Source organism: Microbacterium pumilum (assembly GCF_039530225.1).
Lineage (GTDB): Bacteria > Actinomycetota > Actinomycetes > Actinomycetales > Microbacteriaceae > Microbacterium > Microbacterium pumilum.
In genome coordinates, this window is the sequence record NZ_BAAAOH010000001.1 from 1,424,890 (window position 1) to 1,446,432 (window position 21,543).

At 68.0% G+C, this 21,543-nt stretch carries 20 protein-coding genes; 9 read left to right on the plus strand and 11 right to left on the minus strand.

Features of this window, described 5'->3' with window-relative positions:
• The first annotated feature begins 9 nt into the window (after positions 1–9).
• Both ABD188_RS06250 and ABD188_RS06255 read left to right on the plus strand, forming a co-directional pair.
• Positions 10–504, plus strand: coding sequence for a GNAT family N-acetyltransferase (locus ABD188_RS06250; RefSeq protein ID WP_344066886.1), 495 nt, complete (start codon positions 10–12; stop codon positions 502–504).
• Positions 505–587: 83 nt separating this feature from the next.
• On the plus strand, positions 588–779 hold the full coding sequence (locus ABD188_RS06255; protein WP_344059584.1) for a hypothetical protein: 192 nt from the start codon (positions 588–590) through the stop codon (positions 777–779).
• Positions 780–919: 140 nt separating this feature from the next.
• On the opposite strand, the gene ABD188_RS06260 is transcribed toward ABD188_RS06255, so the two are convergent.
• A complete protein-coding gene (locus tag ABD188_RS06260; protein WP_344059586.1) occupies positions 920–1,345 on the minus strand; it encodes a nuclear transport factor 2 family protein in 426 nt (141 codons plus the stop codon).
• Positions 1,346–1,480: 135 nt separating this feature from the next.
• Between ABD188_RS06260 and ABD188_RS06265 the strand changes: the two genes are divergently transcribed.
• The 5 genes from ABD188_RS06265 (at position 1,481) to ABD188_RS06285 (ending at position 7,417) form a co-directional block, all read left to right on the plus strand.
• On the plus strand, positions 1,481–2,020 hold the full coding sequence (locus ABD188_RS06265; protein WP_344059588.1) for a YaeQ family protein: 540 nt from the start codon (positions 1,481–1,483) through the stop codon (positions 2,018–2,020).
• Between the two features lie 221 nt (positions 2,021–2,241).
• Positions 2,242–3,501: an ABC transporter substrate-binding protein gene (locus tag ABD188_RS06270; protein ID WP_344059590.1), complete on the plus strand. Its 1,260-nt coding sequence runs from the start codon at positions 2,242–2,244 to the stop codon at positions 3,499–3,501.
• Positions 3,501–4,454 (plus strand): carbohydrate ABC transporter permease, encoded by a 954-nt coding sequence (locus ABD188_RS06275; protein ID WP_344059592.1) that lies wholly within the window; start codon positions 3,501–3,503, stop codon positions 4,452–4,454. Before ABD188_RS06270 ends, ABD188_RS06275 begins: the two co-directional genes overlap by 1 nt.
• Positions 4,454–5,281, plus strand: coding sequence for a carbohydrate ABC transporter permease (locus tag ABD188_RS06280; protein ID WP_344059594.1), 828 nt, complete (start codon positions 4,454–4,456; stop codon positions 5,279–5,281). Before ABD188_RS06275 ends, ABD188_RS06280 begins: the two co-directional genes overlap by 1 nt.
• Before the next feature lie 12 nt (positions 5,282–5,293).
• Complete coding sequence (locus ABD188_RS06285; protein ID WP_344059596.1) at positions 5,294–7,417, plus strand: right-handed parallel beta-helix repeat-containing protein; 2,124 nt, start codon at positions 5,294–5,296, stop codon at positions 7,415–7,417.
• A gap of 142 nt (positions 7,418–7,559) precedes the next feature.
• Here the strand turns inward: ABD188_RS06285 and ABD188_RS06290 are convergent, their stop codons facing one another.
• The 8 genes from ABD188_RS06290 to ABD188_RS06325 are packed head-to-tail and all read right to left on the minus strand — an operon-like array spanning position 7,560 to position 16,693.
• Positions 7,560–9,071: an aldehyde dehydrogenase family protein gene (locus tag ABD188_RS06290; RefSeq protein WP_344059598.1), complete on the minus strand. Its 1,512-nt coding sequence runs from the start codon at positions 9,069–9,071 to the stop codon at positions 7,560–7,562.
• Positions 9,068–10,258 (minus strand): fumarylacetoacetate hydrolase family protein, encoded by a 1,191-nt coding sequence (locus tag ABD188_RS06295; protein ID WP_344059600.1) that lies wholly within the window; start codon positions 10,256–10,258, stop codon positions 9,068–9,070. The genes ABD188_RS06290 and ABD188_RS06295 overlap by 4 nt, the downstream gene beginning before the upstream one ends.
• 60 nt (positions 10,259–10,318) lie before the next feature.
• Entirely contained in the window at positions 10,319–11,101 is a 783-nt protein-coding gene (locus tag ABD188_RS06300) for an enoyl-CoA hydratase/isomerase family protein (RefSeq protein ID WP_344059602.1), read from the minus strand.
• Positions 11,098–12,246 (minus strand): hypothetical protein, encoded by a 1,149-nt coding sequence (locus ABD188_RS06305; RefSeq protein ID WP_344059604.1) that lies wholly within the window; start codon positions 12,244–12,246, stop codon positions 11,098–11,100. The genes ABD188_RS06300 and ABD188_RS06305 overlap by 4 nt, the downstream gene beginning before the upstream one ends.
• On the minus strand, positions 12,243–13,484 hold the full coding sequence (locus tag ABD188_RS06310) for a CaiB/BaiF CoA transferase family protein (protein ID WP_344059606.1): 1,242 nt from the start codon (positions 13,482–13,484) through the stop codon (positions 12,243–12,245). Before ABD188_RS06310 ends, ABD188_RS06305 begins: the two co-directional genes overlap by 4 nt.
• Before the next feature lie 43 nt (positions 13,485–13,527).
• Entirely contained in the window at positions 13,528–14,580 is a 1,053-nt protein-coding gene (locus ABD188_RS06315) for a Gfo/Idh/MocA family protein (protein ID WP_344059608.1), read from the minus strand.
• A complete protein-coding gene (locus ABD188_RS06320) occupies positions 14,577–15,539 on the minus strand; it encodes an MBL fold metallo-hydrolase (RefSeq protein WP_344059610.1) in 963 nt (320 codons plus the stop codon). Before ABD188_RS06320 ends, ABD188_RS06315 begins: the two co-directional genes overlap by 4 nt.
• On the minus strand, positions 15,539–16,693 hold the full coding sequence (locus ABD188_RS06325) for a mandelate racemase/muconate lactonizing enzyme family protein (protein ID WP_344059612.1): 1,155 nt from the start codon (positions 16,691–16,693) through the stop codon (positions 15,539–15,541). Before ABD188_RS06325 ends, ABD188_RS06320 begins: the two co-directional genes overlap by 1 nt.
• A 111-nt stretch (positions 16,694–16,804) precedes the next feature.
• On the opposite strand from ABD188_RS06325, the gene ABD188_RS06330 reads away from it, so the two are divergent.
• Entirely contained in the window at positions 16,805–17,557 is a 753-nt protein-coding gene (locus ABD188_RS06330) for a FadR/GntR family transcriptional regulator (RefSeq protein WP_344059614.1), read from the plus strand.
• Between the two features lie 209 nt (positions 17,558–17,766).
• Here the strand turns inward: ABD188_RS06330 and ABD188_RS06335 are convergent, their stop codons facing one another.
• On the minus strand, positions 17,767–18,840 hold the full coding sequence (locus ABD188_RS06335) for a YihY/virulence factor BrkB family protein (protein ID WP_344059616.1): 1,074 nt from the start codon (positions 18,838–18,840) through the stop codon (positions 17,767–17,769).
• A 189-nt stretch (positions 18,841–19,029) separates the two neighbouring features.
• Complete coding sequence (locus ABD188_RS06340; protein WP_344059618.1) at positions 19,030–20,502, minus strand: glycoside hydrolase family 43 protein; 1,473 nt, start codon at positions 20,500–20,502, stop codon at positions 19,030–19,032.
• 129 nt (positions 20,503–20,631) lie between these two features.
• Between ABD188_RS06340 and ABD188_RS06345 the strand changes: the two genes are divergently transcribed.
• Positions 20,632–21,501, plus strand: a complete 870-nt coding sequence (locus ABD188_RS06345) for a hypothetical protein (protein WP_344059620.1) — start codon at positions 20,632–20,634, stop codon at positions 21,499–21,501.
• The last annotated feature ends 42 nt before the right edge of the window (positions 21,502–21,543 follow it).

A 21,543-nucleotide genomic window follows, 5' to 3' on the forward strand; every position in this document is an offset into this window, starting at 1 on the left:
ATTCGCGAGATGGATGCCGCGGACTGGCCGGCGGTCGAGCAGATCTTCCGTGAGGGCATCGAGGCCGGTGACGCCACCTTCGAGATCGAGACACCGACGTGGGATGTCTTCGACGCGGGCAAGCTGCGAACGCCCCGACTGGTGGCGGTGGACGGCTCGAGCGGAGTGGTCGGGTGGGTGGCGGCATCCCGCGTGTCGTCGCGAGAGGTCTACCGGGGAGTCGTCGAGCACTCGGTCTACGTTCGTGAAGACACGCGAGAGCAAGGCGTCGGGTGGGCACTGCTGGATGCCTTCACAGCCGCAGCGGATGCCGCGGGGATCTGGACGATCCAGTCGAGCATCTTTCCCGAGAACCTCGCCAGCCTGCGGCTGCACGAGCGAGCGGGCTTCCGGGTCGTGGGGTATCGCGAACGGATCGCGCGCTCGCGGCTCGGGCCGCATGCCGGCGAGTGGCGCGATACCGTACTGGTCGAGCGACGCAGTCCGTTGAGCGGCCTCGACTGATACCGGCCCGAAGGCCGATAGCACACCCGCGATCGCGGGGCCAGGCAGGGGCGCACGGCGGCTCGCGCACGTAGGTTCGCATCATGGAAGAGATCGAATCCGAGCCGGCGAGCGAGATGTCTGCCGACGAGAAGCGTCGCGACCAGCTGCTGCGCGCCGCTGAATCCGTTGAGGAGGATGCCGCGCCGCGCGTCCAGGTCACCAAGCGGGGCAACGTCACGCGGGTCGATGTCGATCCTGACGCCGCGGTGCGCCCGGGCCTCGGCCCGACCTGACGGGCGCCGCCGGTCAGCGGCCCACGTCATCCTGACATCGGCGCGGATGACCACGAGCGGCCATCCCCGCCGCGAGCATGGTCGCCGCACCAGTCGCGGGGCCAGGCTCGTCCGGGGGCGCGTGCGCAGCGCCCGCATTCTCAAACGGCTCGGAATACCGCCATGACCTTCTTCACGGGCAGGTACGCTCGCAACTCGCTGATTCCTTGGTCGGCCACGTCGTAGAACACCACGTACGGAACCGTCAGCTGCTCCCTCGTGGCCGCGACACCCTCGAAATCGCCGGTGTTGGTGCCCACGAAGTCGAACTCGGCGCCGACGATGCCCTCCCCGATGACGATGCTCTTGACGACCGGGTGGGCGTCGTACAGCAGCGTGTGCATCGAGCCGATGAAATCAGCGACCGCCGTGCGGCCGACGATCTGCTCACCCGACTCGATCGTCACCCATCGCACATCATCCGTGAAGTACTGGGCGAAGTCACCGCCCGAGATCAGCGCCTGCAGGTACGCATCCATCGTCTGCTTTGTCGCATCGATGGTCAGCGTCGTTGTATCAGGGGACATGTCGATTCCTCCTCGGTGCGGCTGCTCCGGTGCGCCCGCGCTTCGAGCTTCAATCTCCTCTTGCACGCGTCGCCTGTCGAGGGGTGCACCCGCATGGGATCGACCCTCCATCACGACGCCTTAGGCTCGAGCCTTATGGTAGCCGGCGCGACGATGCACACCTTCACGGTGCAGCTCGCCGATGTCGACCGGGGCGTGTATGACGAGCTCGCGCTCCGCGTCGCACGCCACCCGTCCGAGACCGATGCGTACATGCTGACCCGCGTGCTCGCCTACTGTCTCGAGTTCGAGGAGGGGATCGCCTTCAGCGAGGGCATCTCGTCGACCGACGAGCCTGCCGTGCTCGTGCGCGATCTGACCGGCCGCCTCATCGCATGGATCGAGGTCGGCGCACCGGATGCCGCCCGGCTGCACTACGGCAGCAAGCTGGCCGACCGGACCACGGTCTACACGCATCGCGATCCCGCGAAGGTGATGGCGTCCTGGGCGGGCAAGCAGATCCATCAGGCGGAGTCGATCACGCTCCACAGCTTCGACCCCGGCTTCGTCGACGCCGCCGTCGCTGAGTTGGAACGCCGCAACACCATGACTCTGTCGATCACGGAGCGACAGCTCTACCTCGAGCTCAATGGGGTCGCTCTGACGTCGGCGGTGCACGACCACCAGCTCGAGTAGACGGTCGCCGTGAGGTCAGGACGGCGGCTCCGGGACCGAATGCCGCGGTCGCAGCCTGTGGACCGGGACCTGCAGGATCGCTCCTGCGTGCGCCGATGTTGCAGTATGACATGATACGTAGTACATTTCGAGAACCCACCAAGAACGATGCGCGCGGCCCTTCGGACGAGCGTTGATACGTTACAAAGTCAGTGATGAGAGGGAACGCAATGAAGCGGACAATGGCGACAGCAGCCTTGGGACTCGGTGTCGCACTCGTGCTCACCGGCTGCGGCGGTGCCGCAACCAGCACGCCCAGTGCAAGCGGCGGAGGTGACGAGGAATCGGGCAAGCTCGTCGTCTGGAACTGGGGCAGTGCCGACGAAGCCGCGACGGCCTTCGAAGAGGATGTCCTCGCCGCCTTCAATGAAAAGCATCCGAACGTCGAGGTCGAGATCGTCTCTCAGCCGTTCGATCAGTACTACACGCTGCTCGGCACGGCGATCGAATCAGGCACGGGACCCGACCTTGCTCTCTTCAACGGCGGAACGCAGCTGAAGTCGCGTGTCGACATGCTCACGCCCGTCACCGAGGAGCTCGCGGACCTGGAGGAGACACTGGCCGGTTGGCCGGCCTTCCAGGCGGACGGCGAGACGTACTCGGCGCCGATGTTCCTGCAGGGCTTCCCCATCTACTTCAACAAGGCGATCTTCGAAGCGGCCGGCCTCGATGCCGACAACCCGCCCACGACCTGGGAGGACCTGACCGCAGCCTGCGACGCGATCCTCGCCGAGACCGACAAGTCGTGCTTCGCGCTCGGCAACAAGGAGGGTCTCGGCATCGAGTTCTTCCTCTCGGGCTTCGCGTCCGGACTCTTCACACCCGAGGAGTACGACGCGTGGATCGACGGCGATCGGGACTGGACGAGCGAGCACGCGACACAGGCCCTGCAACTATGGCAGGACACCTCCGAGCAGGGCTGGTACAACGATGGCGCGAACTCGACAGCGATGTTCAACGATTCGTTCGACCTGTTCTCGGCCGGAGAGGCCGCCATGGTCATCGGGCTCACGAGCGGTATCGCGCACTGGAAGCAGTTCGATGAGTTCCTCGGAAAGGACCTCGGCTTCATGATGCCTGTCACTGTCAACGACGGCACGACTCTCGCGCTTCCGGTCGAGGGTGGCATCGGCTATGGGGTCCTGAACCCCGACAAGCTGGACCTGGCCGTTGACTGGATCCGTTCCACCGTCGATCATGACGCCCTGGCCGCGTATTCACTCGCCGGCGGTCAGATCACGTCCGACACGACCATCGAGCTCGATACCGACATCCAGTCTGCTCAGGACATCGTGAGCGAACTGCCGGAGTCGAAGCCCCTGCTTCACACCGCGCTGTCGGGTGAGACGCTCGACCTGCTGCACCGTCTCGGCCAGCAGCTGCTCATCGGTGAAGTGACCGTCGAGGACGCTGCGAGCCAGCTGGCCGACAGCGAAGGCTGATGGCCGTCGACACCACCTCGACCCGGAGCCTGGTCCTCGCGGACCGGGCTCCGGGCCGGTCGCGCAAGACGAAGGTTCCTCGCCGCAAGCGCCCCTGGAACTCCGAGCGCATCATCCCCTACCTGATGGTCGCGCCCGTTCTGCTGATCCTCCTCGTCTTCCGGATCTACCCACTGCTGCTCGGCGTCAACTTCTCGTTCACCGGCGATCGCGAGCTCAACGGGGTCTTCGTCGGCCTCGACAACTACGTGACGCTCCTCGGCGATGAGCGCTTCCAGGCGTCGGCGCGCAACGTCCTCGTCGTGCTGCTGTTCGTTCCCATCGAGGTGTTCGTCGCCGGGATCCTCGCCACGTTCATCTTCCTGAGCGTGCCAGGGCACCGCTTCTACCGCAGCGTCTACTTCCTGCCCGTGGTGCTGTCGCCGATCATCATCGGCGCGATCTTCAACATCGTCCTCGGCGCGAACGGGCCTCTGAACGGCATCGGCGAGTCCATCGGGCTTCCCACGGTCGACTGGCTCGGCCAGACCTTCACGGCACTGCCCAGCGTTCTGACGGTCCACATCTGGGCGACGTTCGGCATGGCGATGGTGATCTTCCTTGCGGGCCTCTCGACCCTCGATCAGCAGCTGCTGGATGCCGCGAAGATCGACGGCGCGAACCTCCGGCAGTCGATCGTGCACGTGATCATCCCGGGGCTCAGCCAGACCATCGTGTTCGTGTTCGTCACCACCACGATCGGCATGCTCACCGGGCTGTTCGGCCTGCTGTACACGATGACCGCGGGCGGACCCGGCGCCGCGTCATACCTGCCCGAATTCCTCATCTGGAAGCTCAACGGCGAGGCGCGCCCCGCGCTCGCATCGGCGGCATCCGTGTTCCTGCTGGTGATCGTGCTCGTCATCGGCTTGATCCAGATCCGCATCCTGCGGCGCGCGACCAAGGAGGTCTGATGCGCAAGGAGAAGCTCAGCCGGTGGCTTCTGGCCATCCCCATGATGATCCTCGCGATCGCGACGATCTACCCGATGGTGTACGCCGTCAACATCTCGCTGAAGTCGCGGCGGGAGTACGTGCTGGACCGTCTCGGCCCGACGACCGAGATCATGTTCTCGAACTATGTGGATGCCTGGGTGCAGGCCGACATGGGCCGGTACTACATCAACTCGATCATCGTGACCGTGGCATCGGTCGCCATCATCCTGCTGCTCTCGTCGATGGCCGGCTATTCGCTCAGTCATCTGACCTTCCGCGGGAGCCGCGTCGCGTTCCTGCTGATCCTCGCAACGATGATGGTGCCGTTCCAGGTGATCATGGTGCCCCTGATCAAGGTCCTGAGCGACATGGGCCTGCTCGACTCGTATCTGGGTCTGATCACCGCCTACGTGTCGCAGTTCCTGCCGTTCACGGTGTTCTTCATGACGGCGTACTATCACGGCATCCCGAAGGAGATCACCGAAGCCGCCCGCGTCGACGGGAACGGACTCTGGGGAGTGTGGGGGCGCATCATGCTCCCGATCGGACGCCCGGCGCTGCTGTCGATGGGCATCCTGAACGCGCTCTTCTGCTGGAACGACATCCTGATCGCACTGCTGATCATGCAGTCTCCGGCGAACCGCACTGTCATGGTGGGGGTCAGCGCGCTGCGCGGTCAGTACCCCGACAACGTGCCCACCTACCTCGCCGGAATTCTGCTGGTCGTGCTGCCGCTCGTCGTGGTCTACATCATCTTCCAGCGTCAGATCACCGCCGGAGTCACCGCCGGCGCCACGAAGGGCTAGAGAGAGCTGCGAATGCCCACCGATCGGCTTGAAGTCTTCATCGGACCCCACGGCTCGCATCACGGCATCGGTTCGAGAGGCTATCCGGTCCGTGAGCTTGCACAGGCGATGGCGCTCGTTCGAGGTCGCCGCGACCCCGGGCAGGACGCCGTCATCTGGGTCTTCCCAGGGACCTACCGAATCGCCGAGACGCTCGTTCTCGGTCCGGATGACTCCCACACGACGGTCGCGGCGATCGGCGGCGGCGACGTCGTCTTCGACGGATCCGTGAGGATCACCGATTGGGAGGAGATCTCGATCGCCGATCGCACCGTGTGGGCGGCGGCCGTGCCAGAGCGCGGCTTCGTCAGCCTCTACGCCGACGGTGAGCGACGGAACCGGCCGCGTTACCCCCGAACCGGTGAGCTCAGGATGCTCGATCAAGAAGGCCTCGACGTGACGGCCGACTTCGACGGCACGCTCTTCGATGGTGCCGACCGGTTCATCGCCGAGCCCGGCGACATCCCCGAGCTCGCCGATCCATCGGCGGTGGAGGTGGTGGTCCCGCACTTCTGGGTGCAGGAGCGGATGCCGATCCACTCGATCGACCGTGCGTCCGGTCTCGTCACCTCGACGCGGCGCAGCATCTTCGCCCTCCGCGACGACGCCGCCGAGCGCTTTGCCCGATACTGGCTCGACAACGTCGCCGAGGCTTTCGGCGAAGTCCCGGGAGAGTGGTACCTCGATCGCTCCGGGGTTCTCACCGGAGAGCCCCGACTGCTCTACGCGCCCTTCGCGGACGAGTCGATCGAGAGCACCGTCATCACGGTGCCGGCGATCGAGCAGTTCGTCCGAGTGGTGGGGGATGCGGCATCCGGGGCGGTCGTTCGCCGCATCCGGTTCGAAGGGATCACGTTCACCGGTGGCGGCTTCGAGGAGCTTCCCGCGGCTCGTGCGCCGTTCGGGGTGCGCGAGGACGAGCTTCTTCCGACCGACGTCGACTTCGCCGCATCCGTGCAGGGCGCCACCGAAGCGACCGCTGCCGTGAGCTTCGCGGGCGCCCGCGACTGCGCGTTCATCGGTGGCGGGGTGCGGCGCGTGGACGGCTATGCGATCGAGCTGACGGATGGCAGCCGCGGCAACGTGATCAGCGGGGCCGACCTGTATGACCTTGGCGCAGGGGCCATCAGGGTATCCGGAGACGGCAGTGAATCGTCGCCGCTCTTCAGCCAGAGCAACGAGGTGAGCGACTGCGAGATCCATCGCGGGGGCCGGGTCTACCCGAACGCCGTGGCCGTGCTGTTCCAGCACGGTGCGGACAACGTGATCGCCCACAACGCGATCCATGACTTCTTCTACACGGGCATCTCCGTGGGCTGGTCATGGGACTACGTGCGCAACGCGTCCGGTGGGAACGACATCGCGTTCAACCACCTCTACGACATCGGCCAGGGCCGGCTCAACGACACCGGTGCGATCTACCTGCTGGGAATCGCCCCTGGCACGCGGGTTCGCGGCAATCACATCCACGACGTCCGCTGCCGCAACTACGGCGGGTGGGGGATCTATCTCGATCAGGGCTCGTCGCACGTCGTCATCGAGGGCAACGTGGTGCACGACTGCAGCCATCAGGCATTCCACGTGAACTACGGCCGAGAGAACACGGTGCGCCACAATGTCTTCGCCTACGGCGGCGAGAGCCAGGTGGCGATCACCAAGCCCGAGGCGCATCTGCCCTTCACGTTCCAGCACAACATCGTCGTGGGGGCGGGCACGCCGGCGTTCGCCGGGCGCAGCGATCATCGCGACATCCGCAATCTCACGCTCGAGAGCGACCTGAACCTGTACTGGGATGAGGCGCCGATCGAGGGAGCGCGCTTCGCTGCGAACGGGGGGTACTCCGCCGAGATGGAGTGGCGAATCCTCGAGGGGTGTGACGATGTGTGGCGCGATGCGGGTCGCGATCGGCACTCGAAATTCGACGACCCCCGATTCGTCGATGCGGCGGGCCGCGACTTCCGCGTGCGCCCTGGCGGACCCGCAGATGAACTCGGGATCCGCGTGCCGGACGTGTCTCGCGCCGGCCCGCGCCCGGCCTCCGAACGCTCGCATCCTGCACTCGGGCTGGCCCTGCCCGACAGCGCGATAGAGGACTGACGCGGCGTTACCCGGCGCCGAGTTTGGCGCCTGGCGCCCGCGTGTGCCGTTGAACCCACCCGATTCAGCGCGAACCCACCCGTTCTGGGCGCGAGGACGAGTGGGTTCGAGCGGAGACGCGTGGGTTCGGGTCGAGAGGGCGTCAGGCGGATGCGGCGAGCTCGAGCACTCCGTCGACCCGGCGAGGCACGTCGGCCGCGCCGTCGCGCAGCTCCTCCGGGAGCACCGCCTCCGGCGCATCCTGCCAGGCGAGTGGTCGAAGGAATCGGCGTATCGCCGAGATGCCGACCGAGGTGTGCTGTGTATTCGTCGCGGGCCAAGGACCGCCGTGGTGCATGCCCCACGACACCCGCACGCCGGTCGGGTAGCCGTTGTAGACGATGCGGCCGACGAGGTCCTGCACCTCGGAGGCCAGGGTCGCGACGAGGTCGCTCTCGCTTGCTTCGCCGTGGATGGTCGCGGTGAGCGAGCCCGGTATCGCCTCCAGGGCGATCCGCACCTCGTCGACCTCGCGATAGCGGGCGATCACGATCAGCGGGCCGAACGCCTCTTCGGCCACTGCCGCGGTGACATCCGCGGCGTCGATCTCCAACACCGCGGGAGACAGCGTGAATCCGTCGGCTCCGGTATGCGGCGCCACGAGGCTGCGCGCCTTGCCGTCATCGATCAGCCGCTCGCGGATCTCATCGAACGCGCCGAGGATGCGCGAGTTGAGCAGGGCCTGCGGCGCGGCATCCTGCGCGCGCGCGACGATCGCGTCGACGATGCCGCCGGCCTCGGCGGGCAGGAACGCGATGCCGGGCTTCGTGCACAGCTGTCCGGCTGATCCGGTGAACGACGTGAACAGGCCGTCCGCGATCGCGTCGGCGCGTGCGCTCGCCGCGTCGGGCGTGACGATGAGCGGGTTGAGGCTCGACAGCTCGCCGAAGAACGGGATCGGCGTCTCGCGCTGGTCGATGATCTCCTGCAGGATGCGCCCCGTCGAGAGCGAGCCGGTGAACCCTACGGCGGCGATCGCGGGGTCGGCGACGAGCGCTGCGCCGGCGGCCTGGCCGTAGACGATGCCGAGCGTATGAGCGGGGGCGCCGTAGGCCGCGGCCGCGTCGGCGAGGGCGCTGAACGAGCGCTGCGAAGTGAGCGGATGCGAGCTGTGCGCCTTGATGACCACGGGGTTGCCCGCGGCGAGTGCCGAGGCCGTGTCACCACCCACCACCGAGAACGCGAACGGGAAGTTGCTGGACCCGAACACGGCGATGGGCCCGATCGGCACCAGCATGCGCCGCACGTCGGGTCCGGGACCCATCGGGGTGGATGCCGCATGGTCGATGATCGCCTCGAGGTAGCCGCCCTCATCGACGGCGTCGGCGAAGAGCCGGAACTGGAAGGCGCTGCGGGTCAGCTCGGTGTTCAACCGCGCCTCGGCGAGGCCGGTCTCCGCCATCGCCGTCTCGACCAGCTCGACCCGTCGCTCTTCGAGCGCGTCGGCGAGGGCGCGCAGCAGACCGGCACGCCAGACCCTCGGATATGCGCGGAGCGCGCGGAACGCCTCTGCGGCGGCGGAGGCCAGCGCACCCACTTCGGCCGCAGACGTCGGTTCGATACCCGTCGACGTGGCCGCTCCGGTGCGCGGGTCGGTGGTGGTGAGGGTGCTCATGCTGCTCCGATCAGTCCGCGTGCCGCGAGATTCGTGATGAGGGCGCCGATGCCGAACTCCCACGCCGGCAGCTGCTCGCTTCGCCGCACCCGATTCACGAGCGTGCCGAGGCGCGGCGATGAGATGCGCACGATGTCGTCGAGGTGGTGCGTGAAGCCGCGCCCGACGTCGTCTCGATCGTCGATCGGCGCGAACATCGTGCCGAGATACAGCACCAGGCCGTCGGGGTACTGGTGGTGCGCGCCGAGCGCCTGATCGGAGAGATCCGCGGGGTCGCGGCTGATCTGCGCCATGTGCGAGCTCGCGGTCATGGTGAAGCCGTCGGTGCCGTCGACCGTGAGGGTGACGGTCTCGGCCCGCACGTCGTCGAGCGTGAAAGAGGCGTCGAACAGCCGGATGACGGGACCGACCGAGGCGGAGGCGTTGTTGTCCTTCGCGTGCCCGAGCAGCAGCGCCGAGCGGCCCTCGATGTCGCGCAGGTTGACGTCGTTTCCGAGAGTCGCGCCGACGATCGCGCCGGCGGACGAGACGACGAGCACGACCTCGGGCTCGGGATTGTTCCACTCCGAGTCGGATCGGATGCCGACATCCACACCCGTGCCGACGGTCGCGAGCACGGGGGCCTTCGTGAAGATCTCTGCGTCCGGTCCGATTCCGACTTCGAGGTACTGACTCCACAGGCCCTCGCCGATCAGGTACTCCTTGAGCCGCACGGCCTCCGGCGACCCGGGTACGAGCTCGCTCAGTTCGCTGCCCACCGCGTCGAGCACCGATGCTCGCACACCCTGCGCCGCATCGGCATCGCCGCGCGCCTTCTCTTCGATGATGCGCTCGAGCATCGACACCGGGAACGTGACGCCCGCGGCTTTCACGACGTGCAGGTCGATCGGCGAGAGCAGCCACGGCAGCGAGACGTCGCGAGTGTCGGGATCTGTGTTGCGGATGAGCGCCTCCAGAGAACCGAGCACCGGACCCGCCGCGGATGCCGTCGCAGCGGCCGGATCGGACGCCTCGGTGAGCGTGCTCATCGTCGCGAACGAAGACGAGAGGTCGACGACATCCGCCCCCCGGACGACGACTACGCTCGGTCCTCCCGCCGCCGGATCCCACGCTCGTCCCACGAGCAGCGCCTGGTCGGCATCGTCGGGAAGTGTCGCGGCGACACCGCCGGTCCAATCGGTGGTCATGGATTCTCCTCGGGTCGGATCGGCGCGTGGGCTCGAGCAGGCGGTTGCGGATGCCGCGGCTCAGCGCCCGTGGAACACGCCGGGTCTGCGCTCGGCGAACGCCGCCCGGCCCTCGGCGGCATCCGCTGTCGCGAAGGTTATCGCCTGCATCTCGCGTTCGTATGCGATCGCGTCGTCGAGCGGCTGGTTGTAGGCGGCACGCAGGTTGGCCTTGGCCGTCTCGGCGGCGATCGGCGGACGCGATGCGATCGTCGCGGCGAGCTCCTGCGCGCGGGCGAGCAGGGCGTCGGGCTCCACCACCTCGCTCACGAGACCCCACGACAGGGCACGCGCGGCATCGATCGGGTCGCCGGTCATCAGCATGAGCGCCGTATTGCTCGCGCCGATCGATGCGGCCAGCAGCGCCGACATCCCGCCCCCGCCGATCCAGCCGAGCTTGATCTCGGGTGCCGCGAAGGTTGCGGTGGATGCCGCGACCCGGATGTCGCACGTGAGTGCGGCCTCGAGTCCGCCGCCCATCGCGTAGCCGTTGACCGCCGCGATGACCGGCTTGCGCAACTGCCGCAGCGCGTCGCAGTAGTCGCGACGGTTGCGGAAGTCCCACGGCGTCGCGTACTGGTCGAGCGTGGTGATGTCGGAGCCTGCGCTGAACGCGCGGCCGGTCCCGGTGTACACGACGGAACGTATGCCCGGATCGGAATTCATCTGCGCGACGAGGTCGACCAGCACGTCGGACATCTCCTGCGTGACCGCGTTGAGCTTCTCGGGACGATTGAGCCGGACGGTCGCCACCGCGCCGTCGACCTCGACGACGATGAGTTCGGTGCCGGATGCGAGAGTCATGCGGGCTGCTCCTGGAGGGCGTGGGCGAAGGCGGGCATGCGGGCGGCAGCCGCGCGGATGTCGGTGAAGCGGCGTTCGATCAGAGGGATGGCCTCGGCGGGGCTGAGGCGCCCCGCGACGGTGTCGCGCACGATCGCGGACGCCGCGGATTGGAACCGGGTGAAGCCGGGGAGCCGCGGACGCACCCACGACTGGTCGATCGTCGCCGCTGTGGCGCGGTAGAAGCCGGATGCTGCGGCATCCACGTGGTCATCGTGCCAGGCGATCGCGGCGCTCGGCTGGCCGTCGTGCTCGGGGATGAACGTCGACTGCGTCTCGGCGTCCAGCAGCCAGGCCAGATGGGCGAGCAGAGCCGGTGTGGCACTGGTGCGGGTCGTGACGGCGATGCCGGTGCCGCCGATCGTCGAGCCGATCCGACCACCTGCCGTGGGCGGCGGGCCGAACACGACGCTCGGCGAGCTGTGGGTGACGTAGCCGTAGATGAGCGGCACGTAGCCGATGTCTCCGGCATCCCGCATCCGATCCAGCAGACCGATCGGGTTCAGGGCAGCGGTTCCCGCCGGTGCGAGGGCGGAGAGCGCGATCAGCAGCCGCAGCGCCTCGGCTGCGATTGCGGGATCGAAGAGCCGATCGGATGCCGCGGCAGGGTCGTCTCCCAGCGAGACGGCGATCGAGCACAGGCTCAGGAACGCGTGGGGACCGGCGAGCGTCGTCGCGACGAGTCCGTCGCCCGCGAGCCGAATGGCGTCGTCCCAGGACTCCGGTGCTACCGGCACGAGCGCAGGATTGCGCGCCGACACCTGGGTCGCGGCGTCGAGGGGGAGCGCCCACACGTGCCCGCCCAGGCGGTAGGACTCGAGGCTCGGGCCGATGGCGGCGTCCGTCCACTGCGCGAGCTGCGCCGGGGGGAACAGCGTGTCGACCGGCACGAGGCACTGGGCGACGAGCGCATCGCCCAGGTGCGGATGATCCAGCACGAGCAGATCGTACCGGCGCGCGAGCTCGTCGATCGGCGCCGATTCGAACCCTTCCAGCGACTGCGCCTCCCATCTGAGGGAATCGCCCGAGCCGATCGATCCGGCTGCGGCCTCCAGCGCATGGCGACCGCGCGGGTGGTCCCACGTGAGCCCGACGAAATCGGTCATGACACCACCACGGCCTCGGTCGCGGGCTCCGCGATCGAGGTCTCGGCGACCGCCCCGGCGGCGAGCATGGCGTCGACCGCGACGTCGTCGAACCCGAGCTCGGCCAGCACCTCTCGCGTGTGCTCGCCGGTCAGAGGGGCGCCGCGGTCGATCCGAGCGGGGGTCTTGGCGAAGCGGTACGGGAAACCCGGGGTCTTCACGTGTCCCTCGGTGGGGTGCTCGTACTCGACGAACGTGCCGTTGTGGATCACCTGCGGATCGTTCACGAGCTCTTCGTAGCCATAGACCGGCCCCGCCCACATGCCCGCTGCCAGCAGGGCATCGAGCCAGTGCTCGGTGGTGTCGGTCTTCAGCCGGTCCGCGGTCTTGGCGTACAGCTCGTCGCGGTGGCTCCAGCCGTGGATCTCGGCGTCGAGCCCTGCGAACGAGGGCTCGCCGATGACCTCGCCGAGCTTTTCGAGGTCGGCGAAGCCGAGCGCCAGGTAGCCGTCCGAGGTCGCGAACACGCCATACGGCGCGCGGATGTAGACATGGGCGTTCGGCTCGTCGCCCCGCTCCTGCGGGATGCCGCCCACGGTGTAGACCGACAGCTCCTGCATCTGCAGCGTCGTGAGCGCATCGAGCATGTTGACGGTCACGAGCTGGCCTTCACCGGTGCGCTCGCGATGCAGCAGCGCGGCGAGCACCGCCTCGAACGCGGTGGAGGCGGTCACGGCATCCGCGAGGTACTGGCCGGCCGGGGTGGGCGGCTCGCCCTTGCGGCCCGACGAGAGCATCGCCCCGCTCATGGCCTGCAGCAGCAGATCCTGCCCCGGGCGATCCCGGTACGGGCCGTCTTCGCCGTAGCCCGACATCGACACGTAGATCAGGCCCGGGTTGAGCGCGCTGAGGGTGTCGTAGTCCAGTCCGAGGCGCCCTGCGACACCGGGGCGGTAATTCTGCAGGAACACGTCGGCGGACGCGACCAGCTCGCGGACGACCTGCTTGCCGGCATCCGACTTGAGGTCCACCGCGAGGGACCGCTTGTTGCGGTTGAGGGCGAGGAACGACACGTTTATGCGGTTGCCCTGCGCGCCGCCCGCAGAGGCGAACCGCTGCCACTCACCAGCCGTCGGCTCGACCTTGACCACATCCGCACCCAGGTCGCCCAGCCGCTGCGCGGCGAACGGGCCCGCCATCGCGATGGAGCAGTCGACGACGCGGTAGCCGGAGAGGATGCCTCGGAGTGAGTCGGTCATGTGTGAATGCCTCGGATGTCGTGGGTGGGTGCGTGCCGGAAGGTCAGGCGTGGACGCGGGTCTCGGCGCCGTCCGCGGCGGCTGACCGCAGCAGCGCCTCGATGAGCTCGACCGATCGGGCGGCGACGGTCACGTCGGAGTTGTTCTCGGTGCTCGCCCCGGTGATGAGCTCGATGAAGCGGGCGGGCGGCACCAGGCACTCGTACTCGCCGTCGCCCGGCGTGATCGCGACCTCTTCGCGCTCGCCGTCGTATCGACTGAGCGTCACCCGCTCCCGCTCGACGTCGATCATGAGCACGCCCTCGGTGCCGAACAGGCGGATGTCGACCTGATACTTGTCGCCGTCGGCCAGCGTCGCCGCGCCCGAGAGCGAGCCGAGCGCGCCGTTGTCGAAGCGGATGACGCCGGCGTCGAACAGATCGACAGGGGCCCCGGCATTGAGCACCCGCCCCGCCACGGTCGCCGCGCGCAGGTCGGTGAGCCAGAACAGCAGAGCGCTCGAGTGCGTGACCTGCCCGTGGGCGTAGCCGCCGCCGTGCTCGGGGCTCGACCAGGTCGACGGGTCGGGTGCCGTGTCGGAGTTCCAGCGCTCGAGCATGTGGGTCGGGTCGCTGCCGAACAGGCCGCGCGTGGGTGAGGCCATGTGACAGAGGGCGTACTGGATCTCGCCGATCCTGCCGGCCGCGAGCATGCGCTTCGCCGCGACCGTGAACGCCTTGTAGTTCCATCCGTATGGCACGAGGAACACGGTGCCGGCGCGCTCAGCGCGGGCCGCGAGGTCCCACGCATCGTCGGCGCGGAGGGTCATGGGCTTCTCGCACAGCACGTGGAGCCCGCGATCGAGCGCCATGGCGGCGAGCGGATGGTGGAGGTCGTGCGGCGTGCTGATCACGACCGCATCCAGGTCGGCGTCGAGCAGGGCTTCGGCGGACTCCGTCGCGAAGCCGAACCCGAATCGCTCGCGGATGCCCTCGAGTCCCGGCCCCAGTCCACAGACTCCGACGAGTTCCACATCGTCGCGCGCCGCGAACAGCGGAAAGTGATTGCTCGTCGCCCACCAGCCGGCGCCGATCGCGCCCAGCCGCACGCGGCTCACCGAGCCACCCACTCCCACACGCGGCGTCCGCCCTGCTCGCTCACCGCGACGCGGCCCTGCGTCACAAGCCGTTCGAGGTTGCCGGTGACCGGGAAGATCAGGTAGTCGGCGGCAGCAGGCGCCCAGGGACCCAGGTCCGAGGCGATGTCACGGATGAGCTCGAGCGAGCTGAGCGGGCGGGATGCCGCGCGCAGCGCCGCCTCGATGCGTGCGTCGACGCGGTCGGTGTAGACGAGCGACTCGTCGAGGAATTCCTGCACGGCCCCGCCCTCGTACAGGGGGTAGTGCGCGGTCAGGAGCAGGTCGGCGCCGTACTCGCGCAGGGTGCGGATCGTCTCGACGTAGGCTGCGGTGTCGCGATAGGTGGGCGGGAAGGCGGGGTCGCCGATCGCCGTCGGCACGGTGACGCCGAGGACGGCATCCGAGATCACGAGGGCGCGGTTCGCGGCATCCCACACGGCGAGATGTCCGGGGGAGTGCCCGGGAACGTGCAGCACCTCGAGCTCGCGATCACCGAGGTCGAACCGCTCCCCGCCGTGGAGCGGGGTGTCCACGGCCACCAGTCGCGTCGAGGCGCGCACCAGGGCCGTGATCTCGGGCGGATCGTCGAACCCGTCCGAGTCGGCGAACTCGCCATAGCGACCGCGGATGAGCTCATCGACATCCTGCGTCATGGCCACATCCGCCGCGCCCGCGAGGAACTCGACGTGCGGAGCCGCCGCCTTCAGCGCCGCATTTCCGCCGGTGTGATCGAAGTCGCAGTGCGATGAGACGACCCAGCGCAGGCGCGAAAGGTCGAAACCGATCGACGACAAGTACGGCAGCAACGTGCCTTCGACGCTTTCATCGACGCCGGTGTCGAAGAGCAGGGCACCGGCGGGACCCTCGAAGAGGTACATCGCGATGAACCGCTCCCCCAGCGGCGCCTGGATGCGGTGCAGTCCCGGTCGCAGTTGCATCATGCCTCCCAGGTCGCGTCCGTGACCATCCGCAGACCCGACCGGCTCGATCGCACGTGGGGCCCTTCGGGAGTGAGCCACGACGCCGACTCATGGTGGCTCGCGATCGCCTTCTCATCGACCGTGATGCCCGCGCCCGGGGTGTCGCCCAGCACGATGCCGCCGTCGATGAGCTCGTGGTCGAGGGTGACCCCGAACGGGGCGCCGAGGTCCTGCACCTCGGCCGACAGGTGGTTGGGCACTGCGGTGGCCGCCGCCGCGATCGCATGGTTGGCCGTGAGGCCCACGGGGCTGACCGGCAGGTCGCGTCCGTGCGCGGCGATCGCGACGCGCAGGAAGTGGGTGATCCCCCACACCGCGCCGGCCTGCACGATGTCTACGGCACCCGCGTCGAGCAGCGGACGATACTGCTCGAGGCCCGTGAGGTTCTCGCCGGTGGCGACCGCGGCCTTCACCGAGGCGCTCAGGCGCGCGTGGCCCTGCGCATCCCATCGCCGGAGCGGTTCCTCGATCCACGTGAGGTCGATCTGCTCCTCGAGCGCCGCGACGTAGCGCACCGCCTGCTTGAGGTTCCACGACTCGTTCGCATCGAGCATGAGGGCGGGATTGGTGGCATTGCGGCGGAGCGCGTCCGCCATGATCTCGAGCCGGCGGATGTCGTGCGCGACATCCCGCCCGCCCTTCAGCTTGCCGCTCGAGAACCCGCGCTCCGCCATCACGGCGTAGAAGGCCGCGAGTTCCTCGTCGTCGAGGGCGATGTCCAAACCAGACGCATAGCCGGGCACGAATCGGTCGGCTCCGCCGAGCAGCCGCCACAGCGGCTCGCCGACGAGCTTGGCCTTGAGGTCCCACAGTGCCGAGTCGAAGGCGCCGACACCGCCGAAAGTCGCGCCGGTGTGGCCGCTCTTGAAGACGCGAGCCAGCATGCGGTCGTAGAGCGACGAGACGGCGCGGGGATCGTGCCCCTCGAGGGCGGGGAAGAGACGGTCGAGATCCTGGTGAGAGCCCATGCCGACGCCCTCGATGCCCGCGTCGGTCTCGACGATCACGATGGGCACTTCGGTCACGCCTGAGTCGATGTAGCCGTTGGCGTCCCCCACCGGGCGACCCCAGTCGTGGTAGGTCCGCAGGCAGCGGTATCCCGTGATCCTCATATCGCCCTTGATCCTCGATCCGGCTTGTGTGCGATAACAGCATACATCATATGTCTGGTAAATTTCCTGCCGTGATGGTTGAGAGGTCGACGCCCGTCTAGAGTGGCGAGCATGACGCTCGGCGATGCGACACCGATCCCGCAGGGCACTCGTGCGCCCATCGATCGGATCGGCGCGACGGTGCTGAAGGAACTCGTGGAGACGATCGTGTCCGGTCGCGTGCAGCCCGGCGAGAATCTGCCCCCCGAGGGAACCCTGAGCCAGGAGTTCGGCGTGAGTCGCACGGTCATCCGCGAGTCGGTGAAGCGCCTCCAGGAGAAGGGCATGGTCACCGTCGCCCAGGGGCGCGGCACGCACGTCAATCCCATGTCGGCGTGGAACCTGCTGGACCCTCTCGTCATCACCGCGCTCATCGGCCACGACGACGACCTGGGCATCCTCGACGATCTCAGCGTGGTGCGCGGCGCGCTCGAAGCGGCGATGGCCAGTGCCGTGGCGGCCGAGCATTCCGACGACGGAGTCGAGCGCCTTCGCGAGAGTCTCGAGTGGATGCGAGTGTCGATCGACGACTCCACCGCGTTCCGCGAGGCGGATGTGCGATTCCACCTGATCGTCATGGAGCTGTCGGGCAACCTCCTCGCCGAGAACGTCGCCCGAGTGCTCTTCGAGCGGGCTCTGGAGAGCACCCGCTACCAGGGTGTGGATCCGGAGCGGGCGTTCGAGCTCACCATGGTCGAGCACGAGAACGTGGTCGCGGCGATCGCGGGGGGCGATCGCGAGGCCGCCCGTCGCGCGATGGAGGAGCACATCCTCGGCTCGTGGGAGCGCCGTCGGCTGCCGACCGCCAAGCGGGGCAAGGACTGACCTCGCTTTTTTCGCCGAGAACACACGCTCTCGGCGAGAACTCATCTCGCTGCCGCCCCTACCGTGGTGCCTGGCCGAGAGCATGTGCTTTCGGGACGGTGTCCTCGCCGATGCGGCGACAGCAAACGCATGCCGACGGGCGAGAGGCTGGTGGCCGCCTCAGCCACGCGAATGGCGATCGCTGACCCAGGTGGGCGCGCGGGTGGCTGCTAACCGATGCTCGTGCTGTCGTCTCCGCCGCGCTGCTGGCGGATGCGGCGACCCTCGATGATGTCGTCCCGCTCCTTCTTCTCGCGCTTGTCGCTCTGTCGGGTGTCGCGAGCCGGGAGCTGGATCTGGCGCTCCGCGGCGATTCCGGCCTGCAACTGCCTGCCGCGCTCGAGCTCCGCGTCGAACTCCGCGCCGAACAGCAGGGCGAGGTTCGCGATCCACAGCCAGAGCAGGAACACGATCACTCCGGCGAGCGAGCCATAGGTCTTCTCGTAGTTGGAGAAGTTCGTCACGTAGAGCCCGAATCCCAGCGTCGCGGTGCCCAGGATCACGATCGCCAGGATCGCGCCCAGGCTGATCCAGCGGAACTTCGGCTGCTTGGCGTTCGGCGTGGCGTAGTAGAGCACGGCGACGAGCAGCACCACCACGACCAGCAGGAGAGGCCACTTGAGGATGCTCCACGCGAGCTGGACGCCTTCACCCACGCCGAGCGCCTTGCCCACCGCGTCGACGACGCCGCCCGACAGCACGAGGGCGAGCGCGACGATCGTGAGCGCCAGCACCGTGATGATGGTGACGATCAGCTGCATCGGACGCAGCTTCCAGAAGGGCCGGCCTTCTTCGATCTCGTAGATGCGGTTCATTGCGCGACTGAACGCGCCGACGTATCCCGACGCCGACCATAGTGCGACGAGGATGCCGGCCACGAGCGCGAACCCGGCTCCGGGTGCCTGCGACAGCTGCTCGATCGGACCGCGGAGCGCATCGGCGGTGTCGCCGGGTGCGACATCCTCGATGATCCCGAGGATGGCGTCGGCCGCGGCGCCGCTCTGTCCGACGACGCCCAGCAGCGAGAAGATCGCGATCATCGCGGGGAAGATCGAGAGCACGGCGTAGTAGGTGAGCGCGGCGCCGGTGTCCATGCACTGGTCGGCCGAGAATTCACGCAGCGTCTTGCCGAACACGTACTTCCAGGAGCGCTTCTGCAGGTCGGTGGGACTGTCGGGCTTGCTCGCCGCATCCGGATCGGGGGTGCCGCCGGGGGCACTCGACGTCGTCTGCTGATCGGTCATCGCGATCACCGACCCGTTCCCGCTGAACTCCTGGCGCGGCACTCCGACATGACTTCTCCCTCGTCCGCGACTGAACGCCGCGAAACCACATTCAAAGCCCAATCCCTGGGATCCGTAGAGGGCTTGCGGCACAGGGACCGCCTGTGCATGGGCATGCTGCGCACCCAGGCTCAGCGCGGCATCCGCCGGTCACAACCCCCGGTACGAGAACCGGCGGAGGACGGCGTCTGTCGTTCCCGTGGGCTCGACCCCGATCACTCGTCCGGTGAAGCCTGCGGCGACCTCGGTGGAGAGGTAGCGGCCGTCGACGGTCGCGAGTGCTCGGAACTCGTCCTCCGCGACATAGCCGAGAGTGAGATCATCGGCCGCGGCTACCCGGCCGTAGGGCTCGGCGGCAGGCAGTGTGGCGCGAATCGCAAGCGTGACCTTCGGGGCATCGGGTGCCGGGACGCCGGCGAGCACCTGATCGAGCGGCCCGACGACCATCCGGACCGAGATCGCACCATCCTGCGACCCGACCGCGACCCAGTGCGAGTCATCCAGCCGCAGCACCAGTCGCCCGCCGTCGGCGTCCACGGTGGCTCGGGCATCCCACTCCTGATCCTCGACGCGGATCGCAAGCAGCGAGCGATGGCCCGTCGAGTCCGAGGGGCGGATGACGCAGCCGACGTCGACAGCCGCTTCTATGAATTCATGCGGATGCCGGCCCGGCGCGATCCAGCGTGAGTCGAGGTGCGGTGACGAGAAGTCGTCGTCGAAGTCAGTGTGCGACTTCGGCACGTCGAAAGCGGTTTCATCGACAACAGGCCAGTCGTCGAGCCAGCGCACGCCCGCGATGAACGTCTCGCGACCGTTCACATGAAAGCTCGGCGATGGTCCGACCGGGCGAACGCCGAGGTGCACCATCGCCCATGACCCGTCCGCGCGCTCGACCAGGTCGGCGTGACCCGTGTTCTGCACGGGATGGGAGGTGCTGCGGTGGCTCAGGATCGGGTTGGCCGGGTCGCCTTCGTACGGACCGCGGACGGAACGCGACCGGGCCACGGTGACGGCGTGGCCGCGCTCGGTGCCGCCTTCGGCGAGCAGCAGGTAGTACCAGTCGCCGCGGCGGTAGAGGTGCGGACCTTCGGGATGTGCGAGTCCGGTGCCACCCCAGACGTCGGTACGCTCCGACAGGAGTTCGCCGGTCTCCGGATTCACGACGGCCTGCGAGATGGGGCTGCCCGGCCGGCCCGATGCCCAGGTCAGGTAGCAGGTGCCGTCGGTGTCCCAGAACAGGTCGGGATCGATCCCGACCGCACCGGTCGCATACACGGGGGTCGTCCACGGGCCTGCCGGATCCGTCGCCGACACGATGAGGTGTCCTTCGCCGACGCGATTGATATTCGTCGTGATCATCCAGAACCGGCCGTCGTGGAACCGCAGCGTCGGCGCGAAGATGCCTCCGCTGCCCTCCGATGACGGCAGGGACAACTGGTCCTCGCGGTCGAGCACGTTGCCGATGAGCCGCCACCTGACGAGGTCGCGGCTGTGGAAGATCGGCACACCCGGGAGGTACTCGAACGTCGACGTGATCACGAAGTAGTCGTCGTCGACGCGGCAGATCGACGGGTCGGGATGGAATCCGGGGAGAATCGGCGTCGTGGAATCGGGATGCGGCATGGCCTCATCCTCTCGTCCGCGGGGTACTACGACCAAAGTTCGATTGTCGGGCATACCGCCGTCCACGCACTGTGGGATGCACCACCACGGGGCCTCCTGGTGGGTGATGAGTCACCTGAAAGGCAGCGTATGTCCGTCTCCAGAACCCCGCTCGCGGTCGTCCGCGCAGCGATCATCGCCACGGCGCTCGTAGCCGCGTCGCTGGTCGTCGCCGGACCCGCTCAAGCGAAGACCTCAGCCACCGGCGGCGATTTCGCCGTCACTGTCAACGGAGCCACCTACAACCCCGCCCCCGGCAAAGACATCAAGCTCGAGGGTGGTCTCACAGCCAACGGGCGCGTGCTGGTGCGCGGCAAGCACGTCGGCTTCGACATCGACGTGGCCACGCTCGGCGTCTACGACTACACGCTGACCGGTGCCCCTGACACCCAGCGGATGGTTACCGCGCCGACCAAGATCTTCGCCTCGAAGATTCCCACCCTGACCGCGGCGCAGCGCGCCGGGGCGAGGATCTCGAGGCTCGAGGTGAAGGACGACTCAGTCGTCATCCTGTTCCAGACGTCTCTCGGCACGTACAAGATCCAGGCGAAGGATGGCGCGCAGGGCGGCATCTTCCAGATGGAGACCGAATTCGCCGGTCCGGTCGAGTTCACCCACACCCTCGCGCCGGGCATCTTCTACTTCCTCAACTCGTTCACCGGCAAGATCAACTTCGGCAACGGGATCGACGCTGTCAGCGCGGCGCAGAGCGCGACCGGCTACCACCAGATGCTCCTCGGCAAGGACAGCCCGCAGGTCGCCACCAAGACACTGCAGACCTCGACCGTCACCAAGTGGCTGGTCCAGCCGGGCGGACGAGTCGGCGGCGTGCTCGGCGAGGACGCCATCGAGCTGTCGGCCGGAGCGACGAACTGCACCAGCCAGTGCCAGGCGCAGAACCGCATCCGCGGCTCGCTGCCGGTGCCGCCGGATCCGGTGAACCCCACACCGCTCCCGTAGCAGGACGGGGAGAGGGGGAAGCGGCGGGCGCGACTCCGCCGC